At 30.2% G+C, this 18303-nt stretch carries 21 protein-coding genes; 16 read left to right on the top strand and 5 right to left on the bottom strand.

All coding sequences use genetic code 11. The features are described from left to right. Positions 1-128 precede the first annotated feature (128 nt). From ABXT53_RS01165 to ABXT53_RS01180, 4 genes are all read left to right on the top strand, one after another. Positions 129-899: a bacteriorhodopsin-like gene (locus ABXT53_RS01165; protein WP_415290843.1), complete on the top strand. Its 771-nt coding sequence runs from the start codon at positions 129-131 to the stop codon at positions 897-899. Positions 900-980: 81 nt separating this feature from the next. Next, the gene (locus tag ABXT53_RS01170; protein WP_415290844.1) at positions 981-1301 is read left to right on the top strand and encodes a 2Fe-2S iron-sulfur cluster-binding protein; all 321 of its coding nucleotides are present in this window, start codon (positions 981-983) and stop codon (positions 1299-1301) included. Then, positions 1302-2318, top strand: coding sequence for an NAD(P)/FAD-dependent oxidoreductase (locus tag ABXT53_RS01175; RefSeq protein WP_415290845.1), 1017 nt, complete (start codon positions 1302-1304; stop codon positions 2316-2318). It begins immediately after the preceding gene. Beyond that, positions 2315-2941, top strand: coding sequence for a glutathione S-transferase family protein (locus tag ABXT53_RS01180; RefSeq protein WP_415290846.1), 627 nt, complete (start codon positions 2315-2317; stop codon positions 2939-2941). The genes ABXT53_RS01175 and ABXT53_RS01180 overlap by 4 nt, the downstream gene beginning before the upstream one ends. Here the strand turns inward: ABXT53_RS01180 and ABXT53_RS01185 are convergent, their stop codons facing one another. Then, entirely contained in the window at positions 2942-3769 is an 828-nt protein-coding gene (locus ABXT53_RS01185; RefSeq protein ID WP_415290847.1) for a phytanoyl-CoA dioxygenase family protein, read from the bottom strand. A gap of 18 nt (positions 3770-3787) precedes the next feature. On the opposite strand from ABXT53_RS01185, the gene ABXT53_RS01190 reads away from it, so the two are divergent. From ABXT53_RS01190 to ehuA, 5 genes are all read left to right on the top strand, one after another. Next, a complete protein-coding gene (locus ABXT53_RS01190; RefSeq protein ID WP_415290848.1) occupies positions 3788-4579 on the top strand; it encodes an MOSC domain-containing protein in 792 nt (263 codons plus the stop codon). 106 nt (positions 4580-4685) lie between these two features. Then, positions 4686-5537 carry a transporter substrate-binding domain-containing protein gene (locus ABXT53_RS01195; RefSeq protein WP_415290849.1) on the top strand — a complete coding sequence of 284 codons (852 nt, stop codon included), beginning with the start codon at positions 4686-4688 and terminating at the stop codon, positions 5535-5537. 80 nt (positions 5538-5617) lie between these two features. Further along, a complete protein-coding gene (gene ehuC, locus ABXT53_RS01200) occupies positions 5618-6289 on the top strand; it encodes an ectoine/hydroxyectoine ABC transporter permease subunit EhuC (protein WP_415290850.1) in 672 nt (223 codons plus the stop codon). 1 nt (position 6290) lies between these two features. Then, positions 6291-6968 carry an ectoine/hydroxyectoine ABC transporter permease subunit EhuD gene (gene ehuD / locus ABXT53_RS01205; protein WP_415290851.1) on the top strand — a complete coding sequence of 226 codons (678 nt, stop codon included), beginning with the start codon at positions 6291-6293 and terminating at the stop codon, positions 6966-6968. After that, positions 6969-7757, top strand: a complete 789-nt coding sequence (ehuA, locus tag ABXT53_RS01210; protein ID WP_415290852.1) for an ectoine/hydroxyectoine ABC transporter ATP-binding protein EhuA — start codon at positions 6969-6971, stop codon at positions 7755-7757. A 16-nt stretch (positions 7758-7773) separates the two neighbouring features. On the opposite strand, the gene ABXT53_RS01215 is transcribed toward ehuA, so the two are convergent. Beyond that, on the bottom strand, positions 7774-8316 hold the full coding sequence (locus ABXT53_RS01215; protein WP_415290853.1) for a TraR/DksA family transcriptional regulator: 543 nt from the start codon (positions 8314-8316) through the stop codon (positions 7774-7776). Positions 8317-8396: 80 nt separating this feature from the next. On the opposite strand from ABXT53_RS01215, the gene ABXT53_RS01220 reads away from it, so the two are divergent. Beyond that, complete coding sequence (locus tag ABXT53_RS01220) at positions 8397-9719, top strand: glycosyltransferase family 39 protein (RefSeq protein ID WP_415290854.1); 1323 nt, start codon at positions 8397-8399, stop codon at positions 9717-9719. Then, complete coding sequence (locus tag ABXT53_RS01225; RefSeq protein ID WP_415290855.1) at positions 9716-10588, top strand: glycosyltransferase family 2 protein; 873 nt, start codon at positions 9716-9718, stop codon at positions 10586-10588. Before ABXT53_RS01220 ends, ABXT53_RS01225 begins: the two co-directional genes overlap by 4 nt. On the opposite strand, the gene ABXT53_RS01230 is transcribed toward ABXT53_RS01225, so the two are convergent. Beyond that, entirely contained in the window at positions 10581-11861 is a 1281-nt protein-coding gene (locus ABXT53_RS01230; protein ID WP_415290856.1) for a Y-family DNA polymerase, read from the bottom strand. The two genes, ABXT53_RS01225 and ABXT53_RS01230, sit on opposite strands and share 8 nt — an antisense overlap. Then, positions 11839-12234, bottom strand: a complete 396-nt coding sequence (locus tag ABXT53_RS01235) for a LexA family protein (RefSeq protein WP_415290857.1) — start codon at positions 12232-12234, stop codon at positions 11839-11841. The genes ABXT53_RS01230 and ABXT53_RS01235 overlap by 23 nt, the downstream gene beginning before the upstream one ends. 165 nt (positions 12235-12399) lie before the next feature. On the opposite strand from ABXT53_RS01235, the gene ABXT53_RS01240 reads away from it, so the two are divergent. The 5 genes from ABXT53_RS01240 to recA all read left to right on the top strand — a co-directional run bounded on the left by ABXT53_RS01240 (position 12400) and on the right by recA (position 16815). Next, positions 12400-12969 (top strand): SOUL family heme-binding protein, encoded by a 570-nt coding sequence (locus tag ABXT53_RS01240; protein ID WP_415290858.1) that lies wholly within the window; start codon positions 12400-12402, stop codon positions 12967-12969. Then, on the top strand, positions 12970-13332 hold the full coding sequence (locus ABXT53_RS01245) for a GFA family protein (RefSeq protein ID WP_415290859.1): 363 nt from the start codon (positions 12970-12972) through the stop codon (positions 13330-13332). 6 nt (positions 13333-13338) lie between these two features. After that, the gene (locus ABXT53_RS01250; RefSeq protein ID WP_415290860.1) at positions 13339-14265 is read left to right on the top strand and encodes a uridine kinase; all 927 of its coding nucleotides are present in this window, start codon (positions 13339-13341) and stop codon (positions 14263-14265) included. Beyond that, positions 14265-15560, top strand: coding sequence for a TolC family protein (locus tag ABXT53_RS01255; RefSeq protein WP_415290861.1), 1296 nt, complete (start codon positions 14265-14267; stop codon positions 15558-15560). Before ABXT53_RS01250 ends, ABXT53_RS01255 begins: the two co-directional genes overlap by 1 nt. 103 nt (positions 15561-15663) lie before the next feature. Next, the gene (gene recA / locus ABXT53_RS01260; protein WP_415290862.1) at positions 15664-16815 is read left to right on the top strand and encodes a recombinase RecA; all 1152 of its coding nucleotides are present in this window, start codon (positions 15664-15666) and stop codon (positions 16813-16815) included. A gap of 240 nt (positions 16816-17055) precedes the next feature. Here recA and ABXT53_RS01265 read toward each other — a convergent pair whose 3' ends face one another. Beyond that, on the bottom strand, positions 17056-18210 hold the full coding sequence (locus ABXT53_RS01265; protein ID WP_415290863.1) for a peptidoglycan-binding protein: 1155 nt from the start codon (positions 18208-18210) through the stop codon (positions 17056-17058). Between the last annotated feature and the right edge of the window lie 93 nt (positions 18211-18303).

The following is an 18303-nucleotide window of genomic DNA, read 5'->3' on the forward strand; positions in this document are numbered from 1 at the left end:
TTAGATGTAATTAAGCCTTCTAAAAACTAAATAACTTTGATACTTAACCTTCAACATGACTTAAGCTTTTGTTTAAGTCTAGTTTATATAAACTAAAAGTTAAAAACTAACAAAAGAGGGAGTTTTTTATGAAAAAACTAAAATTGTTTGCTCTTACAGTTGTAGCCCTAATGGGTGCTTCAGGTGTAGCAAACGCAGAAACAGCCATGTTGGCTTCTGACGACTTCGTTGGGATCTCATTCTGGCTAGTAACAATGGTGATGTTAGCGTCGACTGCTTTCTTTTTCTTAGAAGCAGGAAATGTTGCAGCAGGTTGGAGAACATCAATAATTGTAGCTGGTCTAGTAACTGGTATTGCCTTTATACATTACATGTATATGAGAGATGTATGGGTTACAACTGGTGAGTCACCAACTGTTTACAGATATATTGACTGGTTAATCACTGTACCATTACTGATGATAGAATTTTACCTAATTCTAGCAGCTGTAGGAAAAGCAAATTCTGGAATATTCTGGAGATTGTTAATTGGAACAGTTGTGATGCTTGTAGGTGGATACTTAGGAGAAGCAGGATACATTAACGCTACACTTGGTTTTGTAATCGGTATGGCTGGATGGTTCTACATTCTTTACGAAGTATTCTCTGGTGAAGCAGGAAAAGCTGCAGCAAAAAGTGGAAACAAAGCTCTTGTTACTGCATTTGGTGCAATGAGAATGATCGTTACAGTTGGTTGGGCAATTTACCCATTAGGTTACGTATTTGGTTACCTAACAGGTGGTGTAGATGCTGACTCACTAAACGTGATTTACAACATAGCTGACTTGCTAAACAAAACTGCATTTGGTCTAATCATTTGGGCTGCAGCAATGCAATCAGGTGGTAGAAAAGCTAAGTAATTAGTAAACCTAAATAATTTAAAAAGGGCGAGTACATTTTGTGTACTTGCCCTTTTTTTTTAACTAATTATATATAGTCCAATGCCTAAAATTACCTACATTAAAAATAATGGAAAGTCTCATACCATAGAAGTTTCTAATGGGTTGAGTGTAATGGAGGGTGCTGTTCAAAACGATATTCCTGGGATTGATGCCGATTGTGGAGGTGGAATGGCTTGTGCTACTTGCCACGTTTATGTCAAAGAAGAATGGTTTAATAAACTTCCAAAAAAAGAAGATGGTGAAGAAGATATGTTAGATATGGCTTTTGAACCTAATAAATTTAGTAGATTAAGTTGTCAGCTATTAGTTTCTGATGAACTGGATGGACTAATAGTTAGCATTCCATCAAAACAAGGTTAAATGATTAAAACAGATACTTTAATAATAGGAGCAGGACCAGTTGGATTATTTTGCGTTCATCAATTAGGAATAATTGGATTAAAATGCGAAGTAGTAGACAACCTAGATAAAATTGGTGGTCAGTGCATAGAACTTTATCCAGATAAACCTATTTATGATATCCCTGCAGTCCCTGAATGCACAGGAGAAGAGTTAACTAACAACTTAATTGAGCAAATAAAAGCATTTAAAACAAACTTTCATTTAAATGAAAGAGTAGAAGAAATTAAAAAAGTCGAAAAAAAATGGATTACAAAAACTAATAAAGGAACTGAATTTGAAACATCAAGTATAATTATAGCAGCAGGAGTAGGCTCTTTTGAGCCAAGAAAATTCCCAACAAAAGAAATTGATAAGTTTGTAGGAAAACAAATACTTTATTCAATTAAAGATAAAACAATCTTTAAAGATAAAACAGTTACAATTTTTGGAGGAGGAGATTCAGCATTAGATTGGGCAATTGAACTTTCAAATACATCTAAAGTTATATTAGTCCACAGAAGAGATGAGTTTAGAGGAATGCAAGCGAGTATTGATAAGGTTAACCAATTAAAAGAAGAAGGCAAAATAGAAGTTCATACAAAATATCAATTAGATTTAGTCAATGGAAATGAAAAAATTGAAGGCATAAATATTAAGCATGATGATGACAGTATAAAAGAAATTAAAACTGATTATGTTTTGGGCTTTTTTGGACTAATTATGAAGCTTGGACCAATTGCTGAATGGGGATTAAACTTAGATAAGAAAACTATACCCGTTAACACAGAAAATTTTGAAACTAACAAGGAAGGTATTTTTGCAATTGGTGATATCTGCTCTTATCCTGGAAAACTTAAACTGATACTTTCTGGTTTTCATGAAGGAGCATTAGCTGCTAGAGGTTGTTTTAAATACGCTAAACCAGATGAAAAATATAGATTTGAGTTTACCACTTCCTCTAAGATAGTAAAAAGCAGACTAGGTGTTAAAGAGTGATAGAGCTATTTACAGCAGATACCCCAAATGGGAAAAAAATTACAATAATATTAGAAGAAATAGGTTGTGATTTTAAAGTTACTAAAATTGATCTGTCAAAAGATGAGCAATTTAAAAAAGATTTTAAAAAAATAAGCCCATTTGGAAAGATACCAGTAATTATAGACCATGAAAATGGACAGTCATTATTCGAGTCTGGTGCAATACTTATATATTTAGCTGAAAAGTATAATAAATTTTATGAAGCAAAAGATCGACATACCATAAACCAATGGTTGATGGCACAGATGGGAATTATAGGACCAATGATTGGACAACATCATCAGTTTCATCATTACAATGCTGGAAAAAGTGAATTTGGAGAAGAAAGATATTTTAAAATTACAAAAAGAATTTATAGCGAACTAGATGAGAGATTATCTTCATCAAAATACTTAGCTGGAAATGAATACACAATTGCAGATATCGCAACTTGGCCGTGGATAGCAAGGCACGAATGGCATGATATTGGTCTTAAGAATTACAACAATTTAACTAGATGGTATTTAGATATTGCAAATAGAGAAGCTGTTGTAAAGGGATACGATATTTTAAAAGATGGCTCTGAGATACCAAAACCTTAATTAGAAATTTCCTTTTTTAGTAGAGCCTGGATAAAAAATTCCTTGCAAATTTTCATTTGCCTTCTTTCTTATTTTCATATCTTTTTGATCCATTAGCATACTCGGTCTTTTAGTATGTTGATGATATTTAAAGGTATCATCTCCTCTTGCTTGCTGAACATACATTTTACCTAAAACTTGATTTACATTACTACCAATATAGCTTTGAACAACAAAACCAATTCTTCTATCATTACTTTTGTTTAGTCCTGAACCATGAATTATTGTTGGATGATGTAATGACATTTGTCCTGCTTTTAAAACCAAAGGTGTTGTTTTATCTAGGGGAACATTTTCTACAGTTTGACCTCTTGTTAATAAGTTACCTTCATCATATTTTTGTTCATGATGTCTGATGTTAGCTTTATGTGAACCAGACCACATTCTCATACAGCCATTTTCTTCGTTAGCATCAGTTATTGCTAACCAAGCAGTTACCCAATTATGTGGTTCTAACCCAATGTATGTTGCATCTTGATGAAAACTTACAAATCCTTTTTCATATGGGTCTTTAATAAATAAAGTTGTTCCACAAATAAGAATATTTTTTCCAATTATACTCTCAACAGCATCTAGCATTTTTGAGTTATGGCAAACTTCATCAAGTATGGGAGAAATCATATGCACATAATTTCTTCCAACTCCTTTCAGTTCATCAGGCCAACGGGCTTCAATGTTTTCTATTTCTTTTCTTATCTCAAATGCTTGATCTTTAGTTAAAACTTCTATTGGAGCCACATAACCATTATCGTTATACTCTTGAAGTTGATTTGAAGACAATTTAGGCATATTATTTAAAAATATTATATGAGCGCAACTATTTCTTCAATAAATTATTGTCCAGTTAAATCCATATCATTTCAAGCAATTGATAAGTGTGAAATTAAAAAAGATATTGGAATTATAGGAGATAGAATCTTTGCATTTGCCAAAGATTTAGATTTAGAACAAGTAAAGCTATTTGAAAAAAATCCTGAAGAAAGAAGAGGAAAATGGAATAAAATTTTAACTCTAAAAAACTCTCCAGTATTGAATAAGTATAATTTTTTATTTAATGAAAATAGCTTAACATTAACCTTTAAAGATAAAGAAATTTTAACAATTAACTTAAATGAACCAGCTGAATATGACTTACTTTCAAATAGGATCTTAGAATTAGAAAGTACCCTTCAAAAACCAATAGTATTAATGAGAAATAATGATCTTCCTTTTTTTGATACATCGATATCAAATAAAACAGTTTTATCTCATTCGGTATCTCTTTTAAATAATAAGAGTATTGAGGATTTTAAGAATAAAATTAATCAAAAAATTGAGGCTCAAAGATTTAGAGGCAACATTCATATTGATGGAGTTGAACCATGGAAAGAACGAGAATGGATCGGAAAAATTGTTAAAATTAATGGTGTTTCTTTTAAAGTTGAAAAAAACATACCAAGATGTGTTGCAATTAATCTAAAACCAAACACAGATGACAATTCTTTAAATTTACTTCAGTCATTAAAAAAAACTTATAATCATTTTGAAATGGGAATTTATTTGACTGCACTTGATGATGGTGAAATTAAATTAAGTGATAAAGTTCAGATAATTAATTAATATAAATATTTTATTAAGCAACTTTAAGTTGTATCTATTTTTTTGATGTACAAACAACTTCAATTTTGTTTTAATTATCAAAATAAACTTAAATAGAGGAAAAAAAATGAATAGATTTTTAAAATCAATTGGAGTCTTTCTTTTAATTCTTTTTAGTATTACTGCAGTTAGCGCTGAAACGTTGACTAGTAAATTAAAAGGTGGTGATAAGTTAAGACTTGGGTTTGGAACTGCAGTGCCATGGGCTTATGCGGGAGATAACGGTCAAGCTTTAGGATTTGTTAATATGATAGCTTTAACAGTTCTTGAAGAAATGGGAATCACAGAAGATCAAACTGAAACTAAAGTTTTTGAATGGTCTGGATTAATACCTGGATTAAATGCAAATCGTTCAGATATGGTTACTGGTGGTATGTATATTCTAAAAAGTAGATGTGCAAACATGAACTTTTCTGATCCTATTGGTGTTTTTGGAGATGCCATGATGGTTCCAAAAGGAAATCCTCAAGGAATTAATAATTATGCAGACGTTATTAGAACTGGTGCAAAACTTGTAACTGGTGCTGGATTTAACACTGTTGAAGCTGCTAAAAAGTATGGTGTTCCTGAAAGTCAAATGATGTTAGTTGAAGGTGAAGTTGGAATTCTTGCTGCAATGAAAGCTGGAAGAGCTGATGTTGCTGTACAAACATTCTTTGGTGCAAAAGAGCATGAAGCAAAAAGTAACGGTATGTTTGAAGTGACTGACCCTAAATTAATGCCTAAAGAAACTTTAAACGTAGTTGGTATTGGTTTTAGAAAAAGTGATGTTGAATTTAGAGATAATTTCAATGCAGCTTTAGCAAAAGTTATGGCTAACCCAGCAAAAATGTTAGAGAGAGCTGGTGAGTATGGTTATGATAAAGCTCAACTACCACCTCCTTCAATGAGCACTGAGTGGGCTTGTTCAACTAAGTAATATTAGTAATAAATTAATTTAATCAGGCGATGAATAAAAGTCGCCTGATTTTTTTTTAAATTTAATTAAAGGTTTTAAAAGTGAGTTATTTTTCATTCTTAGCTGAACACGGATCTACTTTATTACTAGGAACAGTTACTACAGTTAAAGTATTAATTTGTGCCACCATTCTCTATGTAATAATTTCAATAATTTTTGGCCTAATGAGAGTGTCTAATAATTCAGTCATTCAGGGTGCAGCAACTATTTATATAGAATTTTTTAGAGGAACCTCTTTAATGGTTCAATTATTTTGGGTTTACTACGTTCTACCTTTTTTTGGCATGTCTCTTGAAGCATTCACCTCAGGTGTTGTAGCCATAGGGATGAATTTTGGTGCTTATGGAGCTGAAATAGTAAGAGGTGGAATAATAGCAGTACCAAAAGGTCAATGGGAAGGAGCTTATGCTCTCAACTTTAGTCCAGCAAAAAGAATGAGGAGAATTATTATACCTCAAATTTTTCCAATTATACTTCCACCAGCAGCAAACTTGACTGTAGAACTTTTAAAAGCTACTGCGCTGGTTGCACTAGTAACTGTTGTTGACTTAACATTCGAAGCAAAACAAATTAATTCTATTACATGGTTATCTGCGCAATGTTTTGGAACCGCACTTATAATATATTATATTATATCAAGATTTTTTCTTGTTCCTTTTTTACGTTGGTTAGAGGTTCTTGCTGCAAGAAAAGTAGGAAAGGAGAAGATATAATATGGATGCAGAATGGAAATGGGATTTTGCTTATCAAATATTACCTAAAATGTTATGGGCAACCTTAAACACTATAATGGCTGCAGGAATAGGTTATGCAATAGCAGTTGTAGTAGGTATGCTTTTTTTATTGGGTCAACGAACACCTTATAAGTTTATAAATATTATAGTTAGAGAAATAGTAGAATTTATTCGTTCAACTCCACTTCTTATTCAATTATTCTTTGTATATTTTGTTGGACCTCAATTTGGCATAGTTTTATCTGCCTGGATGTCAGCAATGATAACTATAGGGCTTCATTTTGGTACTTATCTTTCAGAAGTTTATAGAGGCGCATTAGAGGGAGTTCCAAAATCTCAGTGGGAAGCTTGCAGAGCGCTAAATTTTTCTACAATATACACTTATAAAAGAATAATTTTTCCTCAAGCTTTTCCTATAGCAATTCCAGGAATGGGAAATTATTTAGTAGGAATTTTTAAAGATACACCATTATTATCAACTATTGGAGTTGCGGAGTTATTTCATGCAGCAACATCAGTAGGTGGGTATCATTATCGTTATTTAGAACCATATACTATGGTTGGAATTATTTTCTTAATTTTATCTATACCTGCAGCAATGGGTATTAGAAAATTAGAAAGAACAGTTAACAAAGCACAAGGAAAGGTAAAAAACTAAATGAATAATTCAGATGACGTTTTAGTAAAATTTTCTGATGTTACAAAACAATATGGAGATCTTGTTGTTTTAGATAAACTTAATTTAGAAATTAAAAAGAATGAAATGGTTTCAATTATAGGCCGATCTGGATCAGGTAAAACAACAGTATTAAGAACTTTGATGACTTTAGAGAAGATTGACCAGGGTGTAATTTATTTAGAAAATGAACCACTAACTCATATGCTTGATAAAGAAGGAAAACTAATTGTTGCTAATGAAAAATATTTAAGAGAAAGACGATCAAAAATAGGAATGGTCTTTCAACAATTTAATCTTTTTCCTCATATGACTGCTCTACAAAATTGTATTGAGGCTCCAGTTGAAGTACTAGGTATGAAAAAAGAAGAAGCTGAAGAGAGAGCTTTAGATTTACTAGATTTAGTAGGATTGTCAGATAAAAAAGATGAACATCCTTCAAGATTATCAGGTGGTCAACAACAACGAGTTGCAATAGCGAGAGCTCTAGCAATGAGGCCAAAGGTTATGCTTTTAGATGAAATTACATCTGCACTAGATCCCGAAGTTGTTGGTGAAGTTTTAAACGTGATTAGATCTTTAAATAAAGAGCATGATCTTACTATGATTATGGTCACACACCAAATGGGTTTTGCAAGAGAAATATCAGACCGAGTTTGTTTTTTTAATGAAGGCAAGATATTTGAACAAGGGCCTCCGGAAGAATTATTTGATAATCCAAAAAATGATAGAACTAAACAGTTTTTACATGCTGTTCTTGACGCTAGTTAAAGAAAATATTTAAATTTTAGTCGTCAGCATATACTTTTTCATCATTTTCATGCTTTTCTTGAGCTGCAATACAAAGATGTGCAACCGGTCTTGCCATTAATCTTTTTAATCCAATCGGTTCAGCAGTTTCTGCACAAAATCCAAATGTTTTATCTTTTACCCTCATTAAGGCTTGGTCAATTTTAGAAATTAATTTAATTTGTCTATTAATTGCTTTCATTTCTACAGTTTTGTCTGTGTAAGAGCTTGCTTGATCTACAATATCTGCTGAAACGCTATTGTCATCCATTGATCCATGGTAAAGGGCTTCATTATTTGCTTTTACTAGTTCTTTTTTCCACTCAGTAAGTTTTATTTTGAAAAATGATAAGTGCTTATCACACATATATTTTTCTGTATCCTTTGGGATGTATGTTTTTGAAATTTTAATTGGTGCCTTTACTTTGATTTCAGTGGTACTAATTTTTTTTATTACTTTAGATGGCTTTTTAGTTACGGTAGTAACATTCTTTGCCTTAACTGGAGTTTTTTTAATGGGTGATTTTGTGATTTTAGGCATATATATAAATTTTTAGTGGCCGGATTATATTCAGCAATTAATACGTGTCAAGCAAGCTTAATTCATATAAAATCAATGAAATGTTAATCAATAAAAACAATATAAATAAATTGTTTTATAGTTTTCTTATAATTCATTTAATTTTATGGACATTAATTCCATCACTAACAAATAATAATTTACCACTTGATACAATTGAGCATTTAGCATGGGGTAGTAACTTAGATTGGGGTTTTAATAAACATCCTCCAGCTGTTGCAATTTTTCTTGAAGTTTTTCACCAAATTTTTGGACCTCAGGACTGGGCTTATTATTTATTAAGTCAATTATTTGTAGTAACTGCTTTTATTATCGTTTTTAAGTTTGCTGAAGAATTATTAAAGAATAAAACTTTAAGTTTAATATCGGTACTTCTTTTAGAGGGTATTTATTTCTATAATTTTACAACACCTGAATTTAATGTAAATGTTTGCCAATTACCTTTTTGGTCGTTGTGTGTTTATTATTCGTGGAAATTATTTGATAAACAAATAATAACTTTTAAAAATTGTTTTTTGCTTGGAATTTTTGCAGCTATAGGTTTTTTATCAAAATATCTTTTTATTTATCTTCTAATATCAATAGATTTATTATTTTTTTATATAATTTTTATAAAGAAATATAAAAAATTTGATTTCAAATACCTAATATCTTTAGAGGTCTTTTTTGTTTTGTTGGTTCCCCATTTAATTTGGTTGGCTAATAATGATTATATAACAATTACATATGGGTTAGCTAGAACAGGTCTGGAAAATTCAAGTTTATTAGATCATATAACTTACCCTTTAATATTTTTAGGAAAGCAAATAGGAATATTAATTCCATTTTTTATAATGTCATTTTTTTTAATAAAAAAAGTTAAGCTTAAAGTATCTTTAAAAGATAAAAAGCTATTGTTCTTGATATTTATTAATCTAATTCCAATTGGGCTAATGTTCTTAACATCAATGTTAACAGGGTCTAAAATAAGAACAATGTGGATGACACCGTTTTATTTATTTTTTGGTGTATTAATCGTCTATATATTTCAAGCACAAATAAACTTTAAAAAGTTAAATGGGTTCATATCAACGTTTTTAGTTTTATTTATTTTTTCACCTTTTGTGTACGCTTATATTTCAATTACAGAAACAGATAAAAGAACAGACTATTTAGGCAAAGAAATAGCAATTAAAACTGAATACTTATGGAAGCAAAATCATACATTGCCAATAAATGTTGTCCTTGGCGACGAATGGCATGCTGGAAATTTATCATATCACCTAAGTTCTAGACCAGTTTGGGAAGGATTGATTACAAAAGATAAACTTAATTCATTGTCGAAATTTATTTGTATTGATAATATTTGTGTAGGAAATAGATGAGTAAAATAAAAGTTCTAATCCCTATATATAACGATTGGAAATCAGCTTTTAAACTTTTAGAAGATATAGAATTACAGGTTAATGATTTAAACCATGAATTTTCAATTATAATTGTAAACGATTGCTCTACTGAAGAAAGACCCATTAATGATTTTAATTTTAACAATCTTAAGTCTATCAAAATAGTCAACATGAAAAGAAATAAGGGACATGCTAGATGCAATGCATCTGGGTTAAGATATATTGCTGAACACGAAGAATATGATTATATAATTCCAATGGATGGAGATGGTGAAGATAGAGTAGAAGAAATAACTCTACTTATTGATAAGGTAAATGATTATCCTGATAAAGTCATTACAGCCAATAGAGTAAAAAGATCTGAAGGGTTTTTCTTTAAATTTTGTTACCTTTTGCACAAATATTTAACTTTTATTTTTACTGGACAATCTATCAAGTTTGGTAATTTTATTTGCTTGCCTAAATTTGCAGTTAATAAAATGATAAAAGAAAAAGCAACATGGAGTAGTTTTTCAGGTGCTGTTGTTAAGCTATTTAATGATAGAAAATCTATCCCATCAATAAGAGGTAAGAGATTTTTTGGACCATCAAAAATGAGTTTTATTAACTTATTAAAACATTCACTATCAATTATAGCTGTTTTTAAAATAACATTATTGATTAGATCTATATTTTTTTTAATTGCTTATTTATTTTTAGTTATTGGAAAAATATCAGTCATTACATTGATACCAGTTATTGGGATTATTATCATGATGTTCTCAGTGATAATATTATCTAAAAGAGAAAATATGTCAGAATTTGAAAACTCTTTAGAAAATATTAACAGCGTAGATCTGCTTAAATAGCTCTTATTATTGGTAGCGAATGAAAGTCAGCCGTATCTATCTTTGAAGAGTAGTCTCTCCTCATATTCCATTTTTTATTTACTCCTGCACTAGCCAAACTTAATGTTGATCGTCCATACCTGTAATTTGTACTATCAATAGATCTCATTAAACCTTTTATTTTCTCATCTTTTTCTGAAGAGAATAAATTTTTACTGCCATCTGAACTAGTTAAGCCAGTTAATGTTATTCCTGCTTTTTGATACCTATATCCATTTATAAAAATTTCATTTAAAGCAATTAAAGCAGTTTTAACTATTTCAATACTATTATTAGTAGCTATTGGAAAATCTATAGTTTTAGTATTTGAATAATATACTCCTCTATTTTGAAAAGGACTTGTTCTAACAGATACTATTATTGATTTTGCAATTAAAGATTCTGATCTAATTTTTTCAGAAGCATTTAAACAATAACTTGCAACGGCTTCTTGTAATTCTTGAAATTTTTCAACCCTAGTACCAAATGATCTTGATACTACACAACTTTTTCTTTTTGAAGTTTTAGTTTCTAATGGAATACAAGGAATACCTCTAAGCTCTAATGCAGTTCTAGAACTTAAAACATTAGAACTTTTTTTAATCCAAGTGTTTGACATATTTTTTAACTGTTTAGCATTGTAAATTCCATTCTGTTGATAAAATTTTGTCATTTGCTTACCAACACCCCATACATCATTGATATCTATTTTTTCTAACAGTGGATCAATATTTTTAATACCTATTAAGTTGGTTACACCAGATTGTTTTTTCTTTGCTATATGATTTGCAATCTTGCTAAGAGTTTTTGTTTTTGCAATACCAATACTTGTTGGTATGCCTGTCCATTGTAAAACAATACTTCTAATTTCTTTTCCAACATCTTCAACTTCATCATCAGGATAATTTGTTAGATCTAAAAAAGCTTCATCAATAGAATATATTTCTAATACTGGATTAAATCTTTTTAAAGTTCTCATTACTCTTCTAGATAAATCTCCATACAAGGAATAGTTTGAAGAAAATACATAAACTTTATTTCTAAGTATTGTATCTTTAGCTTTAAAATAAGGTTCTCCCATTTTAATACCAAGAGCTTTTGCTTCAGTTGATCTTGATATAATACAACCATCGTTATTAGACAAAACAATTACAGGCTTATTTCTAATTTTAGGATTGAACAATCTTTCACAAGAAACATAAAATGAATTGCAATCTACTAACGCTATTTTCTTAGTACGTTGAATGGATGACATAAGTCACAACTCCCCAGATAAATATTTCAGACGCATCTCCAATAATTATTTTATCTTCAATATTTTTAGAACCAGATGTTAAAAATTGACCTTCTTTAGATCTAACAAAACTTTTAACAACTAATTCATCATAAACATTTGCTACTACCGTTGAAAAGTTTTTAGGTTTTAAACTTCTATCAATAACTAATAAGTCACCATCATAAATACCAACATCGGTCATCGATTTTCCCTGAACTCTAATGATAAAAGTTGCAGGAACATTTTTGATTAAATGGACGTTAAGATCTACATCTTCTTCAATGTAATCTGTTGCAGGAGAAGGAAAGCCAGCTCCAGCTTTATGCAAATAAAAGGGAATAGTTAATTTCATGTTCTTGTTTTGTTCTTACTTATAGACCAGTTAAACAGTGCACGCAATAGGTTGTATTTTGAGTCTGTAACTGAATCAAAGGTGAATCAAAACGTGAACATTGAAACTACATTTTGTGCTCTTGTGGATAACTTCAACCAGAGATAGTTTAATTTCCAAATCAAAATGAAAAAAATTCTATCAATTATAATTCTTGGTCTAATTATAACCTCCGATGGTATTGCTTATGAAGAGGCAAATTACGAAGTAGTGAAAAAAAATGAAGTTTATGAAATCAGAAAATATTCTGATCGTTTGGCTATTGAAACAGATATGTCAAATCAAGGTAGTAGTTTTAGAAAATTATTTAATTATATCTCTGGTAATAACGAAGATAATGAAGAAATTAAGATGACAACACCAGTTACCCAAATTGAAAAAAAAGGAAATATGACCATGCAATTTTATTTACCTTCAAGATTTAATAAAGAAAACATACCGAGCCCGTCTAATCCAGATGTTAAAATATTAAATATTAAAGGTGGTTATTATGCAGCTATTATGTATTCAGGAAGAACATCTGATAAAAATTTTATTAAACATAAAAGCATTTTAGAAAATGAATTAAAAAAAGATGATATGTCAATTTTGAGTCCACCTATTAAAGCAACTTATAATGGACCTTTTACACTGCCAATGAATAGAAGAAATGAAGTAATGTTTGAGATTAATATAAAGGATAAAGGAGAAATATAAATGAAAAAACTAAAATGCCACTGTGGGGAAGTAGAAGCAGAAATAAATGTACCTGATAATTTAGAAAAAGTTTTAAAATGTAATTGTTCTATTTGTAAGAGAAAAGGAGCGATTATGTCTATGGTTAAGAATGAAGACTTTAAAATTATTAAAGGTGAAGACAAGCTAACGCTTTATCAATTCCATTCAAAAATCGCAAAACATTACTTTTGTTCTAATTGTGGGATTTACACACATCATAACCCAAGAGCCAATCCAGCTATGACAGGATTTAATCTTGGTTGCATAGATGAAATAAATACTTTTGATCTAAAAGATGTGGCTGTGAATGATGGTCAAAATCATCCTCTTGATAAAAAATAATTTTGTATGCAAGAAGTTAATAAATGTTTTAACAAAGTAAAAAAAGATTATTTTAAGTTTATATCTTCTCAGGAAACTAAGAAAGATAAATTTAAAAATAAAGATAAGATGATTAAATCTTTTTTAATTCCTGTAAGCTTTTGGATAGTAAAAAAGACTAATAAAAAAAAACCATTAATAATTGGTTTAGCAGGAGGACAGGGATCAGGCAAAACAACGATTTCATCTATTTTAACTTTAATCTTAAAAAAATATTTTAAGTTAAATGTTTTTAAAGTTTCTATTGATGATTTTTATAAGACTAGAAAAGACAGAAAGTCATTATCTAAAAATAGACATCCTTTATTAATGACGAGAGGAGTGCCAGGAACTCATGATGTAGATTTAATGCTCAATTTTTTTAAAAAGATTAAAGATGAAAATTTTAAAAGTTTGCAAATTCCAAAATTTAATAAAGCAATAGACGATAGGTGCCAAAAAAGCTTATGGTATAAAATCAAAACAAAGCCAGATGTGGTAATTTTTGAAGGTTGGTGTGTTGGAGCAAGACCTCAATTAAACAGTCAGCTTAAAAAACCAATTAATTCTCTTGAAAAAGTTTACGATCAAGGAGCTAAATGGAGAAACCATGTTAATAATCAATTAAAAACTAAATATAAAACCTTATTTAAACAATTAGATGGATTGTTATATTTAAAGGCTAAAAACTTTAATTTATTAAGAGAATGGAGATTAAAACAAGAGAGAAAGCTCTGGGTTCAAACAAAAAACAAGAAAAACCTAAAAATTATGAGTAGTGGAGATGTGATAAACTTTATGCAGACTTATCAAAGAATTACTCAACAAATGTTTAAAGATGCGATAAAAAGTTCAACAGTTATAATGAATTTAAATAGCAATCATCAGATCGAAAAGATAAAATTTAAAAAATAATGAAAAAAACAATTTTAATACTATTCTCAGTTTTATTTTTAAATCAGCAGGTATTTGCTGTAACTTTATTTGAAGCCCTTACAGAGGCTTATCAAAATAATACTGACTTAAATGCTGAGAGAGAAAATATTAATATTTCTGAAGAAGATTTAAGAATTTCAAAAGGTAACTACCTACCCACTGTCACAATTTCTGGAAGTAAAAGTCAAGAAGACACAAGTAAATTGACTAATAGATCAGGTGTTGAACAGTCAGTTAATGATGTTGATCCTTCTACTCAATCTATAAAAATTGAACAGACATTGATAGATTTTGGTAGAAATGCTGATGTTCAAAAAAATCAAATTGGAGTTAGGCTTGCAGCAATAAAATTATTAAAAAAAGAACAAGAAGTTTTATTAAAAGTGATTGAAGCATATTCAGGATTGGTATTAGCTAGTAAAAAATTAAAGATTAATCAAAGTAATCTTAGTTTGTTAGAGCGACAAGTTGAAACTAATAAAGCTAGAATTGAAAGAGGTCAAATTACTTTATCTGATTTAGCTCAATCCGAGTCTTCATTGGCTGGAGCTCAAGCAAATTTTATTCAATCTAAAAATGAAATCATATCTAGTAAACTAAACTATGAAAATGTCATTGGACCAATTGCAGATATAAATAGCTTGAATAATAATTTTGATATTAAGCTTATGCTTCCAGATAACTTGAGTGATGCAATAGATAAATCAAAAAAATATAATCCAGAATTAATTATTGCAAAATTAGAATATGAACAATCAGAAAAAGATGTTCTTATTTCACGATCTGATTTATCACCTTCTGCAACACTTTCTTATGAGAATTCTAAATCCCAAGATTTGAGTTCATCATACGATGAGCGTGATAAAAATATTTTAAAAGCAACTGTTACTTGGCCAATATACTCGGGTGGAAAAAATAGAGCTTCATTAAACAAAAGTCGAAATTTACGAAATAGAAAAAAATTATTATTAACCAGTGCTACAAAAGCTAATAACAGCAATGTAGCAATCTCATGGTCCACACTTCAATCTTCAAAAAGTCTATTAAATTCAGTTAACTCTCAAGTTAAAGCAGCTGAGATTGCAAATGAAGGAATAACAGTTGAGTATGAAGCTGGTCTTGGAAGATCTACACTTGATGTTATTCAATCAAACTCAATTTTACTAAGCTCAAAGATAAGCTTAGCAGATTCTGAAAGAAATTATTTACTTTCACAATTCAAGCTTCTTCAAGCTATGGGTTTGTTGAATAGTAATTACTTAAAAATACAGTAATTAAGCCACCTTATTATAAAAAAAATAACTATTGAAAAAAAGAACAAAATGTGTACATTTAATACACGATTCGAACACTAATTATTTAATAAAAAGGCATAAAATGACTAAAAATAACCTAAAAGTAGTTAAATCTACAAAAGCACAACAAGCAGAAGGAAACGAAAAAAACAAAGCTTTAGATGCGGCAATGAGCCAAATTATCGATAACTTTGGAAAAGGATCAGTAATGAAACTTGGCCAAAGAAGAGCAATGGATGTCGAGTCAGTTTCAACTGGATCATTAAGCTTAGATGTAGCACTTGGAATAGGTGGATTGCCAAAAGGAAGAGTTGTTGAAGTCTATGGACCAGAATCATCTGGTAAAACAACTTTAGCGTTACAAGTATTAGCAGAGGCTCAAAAAGCTGGAGGAATATGTGCATTTATAGATGCAGAGCATGCTTTAGATCCAATTTATGCAAAAAAACTTGGTGTAGATACTGAAGAATTATTAATTTCACAACCTGATACTGGTGAGCAAGCTCTAGAAATAGCTGATACCTTAGTTAAATCAGGATCAATTTCTGTTATCGTAATTGACTCTGTTGCAGCACTAACACCTAGAGCTGAAATTGAAGGAGAAATGGGAGATCACCACGTAGGACTTCAATCAAGATTAATGAGTCAAGCTTTAAGAAAGTTAACAGGCTCAATCTCAAGTACAAATACAATGATGATTTTTATTAACCAAATTAGAATGAAAATTGGAGTTATGTTTGGAAGTCCAGAAACTACATCTGGTGGAAATGCACTTAAATTCTATTCATCTGTTAGATTAGATATCAGAAGAATTGGAGCCATTAAAAATGGAGATGAAATTATTGGTAACTCAACTAGAGTTAAAGTGGTTAAAAATAAAGTAGCACCACCATTTAAAGTTGTTGAATTTGACCTAATGTACGGCAAAGGTATTAGTAAAGTAGGTGAATTAGTTGACCTTGGTGCAAAAGCTGACATTGTTGAAAAAGCTGGAGCTTGGTATGCTTATAAAGGTGAAAAAATTGGACAAGGAAGAGAAAATGCCAAAACTTATTTAGAGCAAAATCCTAAAATTGCAGCAGAAATTGAAATGGCAATTAGAGAAAAAGCTGGAGTGATAGCAAAAAAAATTGAAGGTAACCCTCTTGATCCAGAAAAAGCAGCAAAAGATCAAATTGAGGATCCTAAAGTTGAGATAAAAGATGAAGTAACACCTCCATCTAAAAAGAATTAGTTAAAGTCATCTTTAATTATTAAAAGGCGCTTAAATTAAGCGCCTTTTTTCCCTTACTATCTCTAGGAATACCAACGCTTATTCAAACATACTTACAACAGAAATTTGCTTTATCTCTAAAAGTTCTAGTTATGGTTCTAGTTGTCCCACATAATCCTATAACTGATAAACATGGTTCGGGGCACCGGGTAACAGAACGCCCCTACGCACTCTTCTAGTTCTCTTTATTAAAATACATAATTATCGAAGAATACAATTTGGGTTAAATCCAATTAAATCATCCATTCCATCAGGCACGTGATACTTTCTTTTTTTTAAATATATTGGATCATGTTCCAGTTTTACACCAGCAACTATCTCCATCAATGTATCAATAGCTATCGCCATTTGGTGAGTATGTGGAATGGCCTTTGTTGGGTCTTTGATTTCATTCCTATTATCACCACTAAACTTTCTACTTCTAAATTTTTCTTCATCAGTAATTGCTAAGTTGACTAGCTTTGCAGAATTTACAAGTTTATTTTGTATATGTTCTGGCACTTTCGCACCCCATAGTTTCGCGATATAAACATATCCAAGGGCAATATCTACTCCATACGAATGATACCACTGCGCTCTAACACCTCTAAAAGAATTATTGTTAATATATCCATCGTCATAAAATAACTTATCAATTTCTTTAAAAGTATGATTAATTTCTCTGGCAGCAAGTTTCTTATTGTCCGTCCATGATGCATAAACTAATGTCGACAAACCACCGTTAGCCATTGCATAGAATCCTTTTTCATTTTTTTTAAACTGAATTGGTTTTAGAAACTTTTTGTACATTTTATTAATATACTTATTTACTACTTTAAGTTCTTGTGGATCTAATTCAGATTTAAGCCAAATTGCAATGATCATATAGTTTCCAAACCATTGTGACGCAAATTCATATTCATGATACCAACAGGGTTCATTTTGATCACCATTTGCATAACACTTAGGTTTTTTTTTTAATTCCTCATAACCAATGCTGTTATGTAAAGTATTTGCTTTTGCTAATTTTATTAAGAATTTTTTTGCAATATCTATATTAGACTGGTTCTTGTTACCAATTGCATTATGTGTTGAAGCCATCATTACTTTAATGGGCACAGTAATAGGATCATGATCAACATAAATAGAACTACTTGTTTCTGTATGATATTTTGACCAATCAAAACCAACCACACTTTCAACTGTTTTAACGACAGACAAATTGCTAAATGATTTATCGGTAGGAATTGCTGAACAAGTCTTAATCTCTTTTATATAATAGTTGCCAGGAAAGGTAATATCTTCAGATTTTACTTCAGCATTTACATTCCCGCTTAACAACAAACCTAGAACGATAATTCCTAAAAGTTTTTTCATAATTAATTAAATATTATCAAAGACTCGAGAATTAATCATCTGATTTATCTCAAAAAGTTCTAGTTATGGTTCTAGTTTATTGCTTAATTTTAT

Origin of the sequence: Candidatus Pelagibacter sp. Uisw_136, from assembly GCF_047720275.1 — a bacterium.
Classification (GTDB): domain Bacteria; phylum Pseudomonadota; class Alphaproteobacteria; order Pelagibacterales; family Pelagibacteraceae; genus Pelagibacter.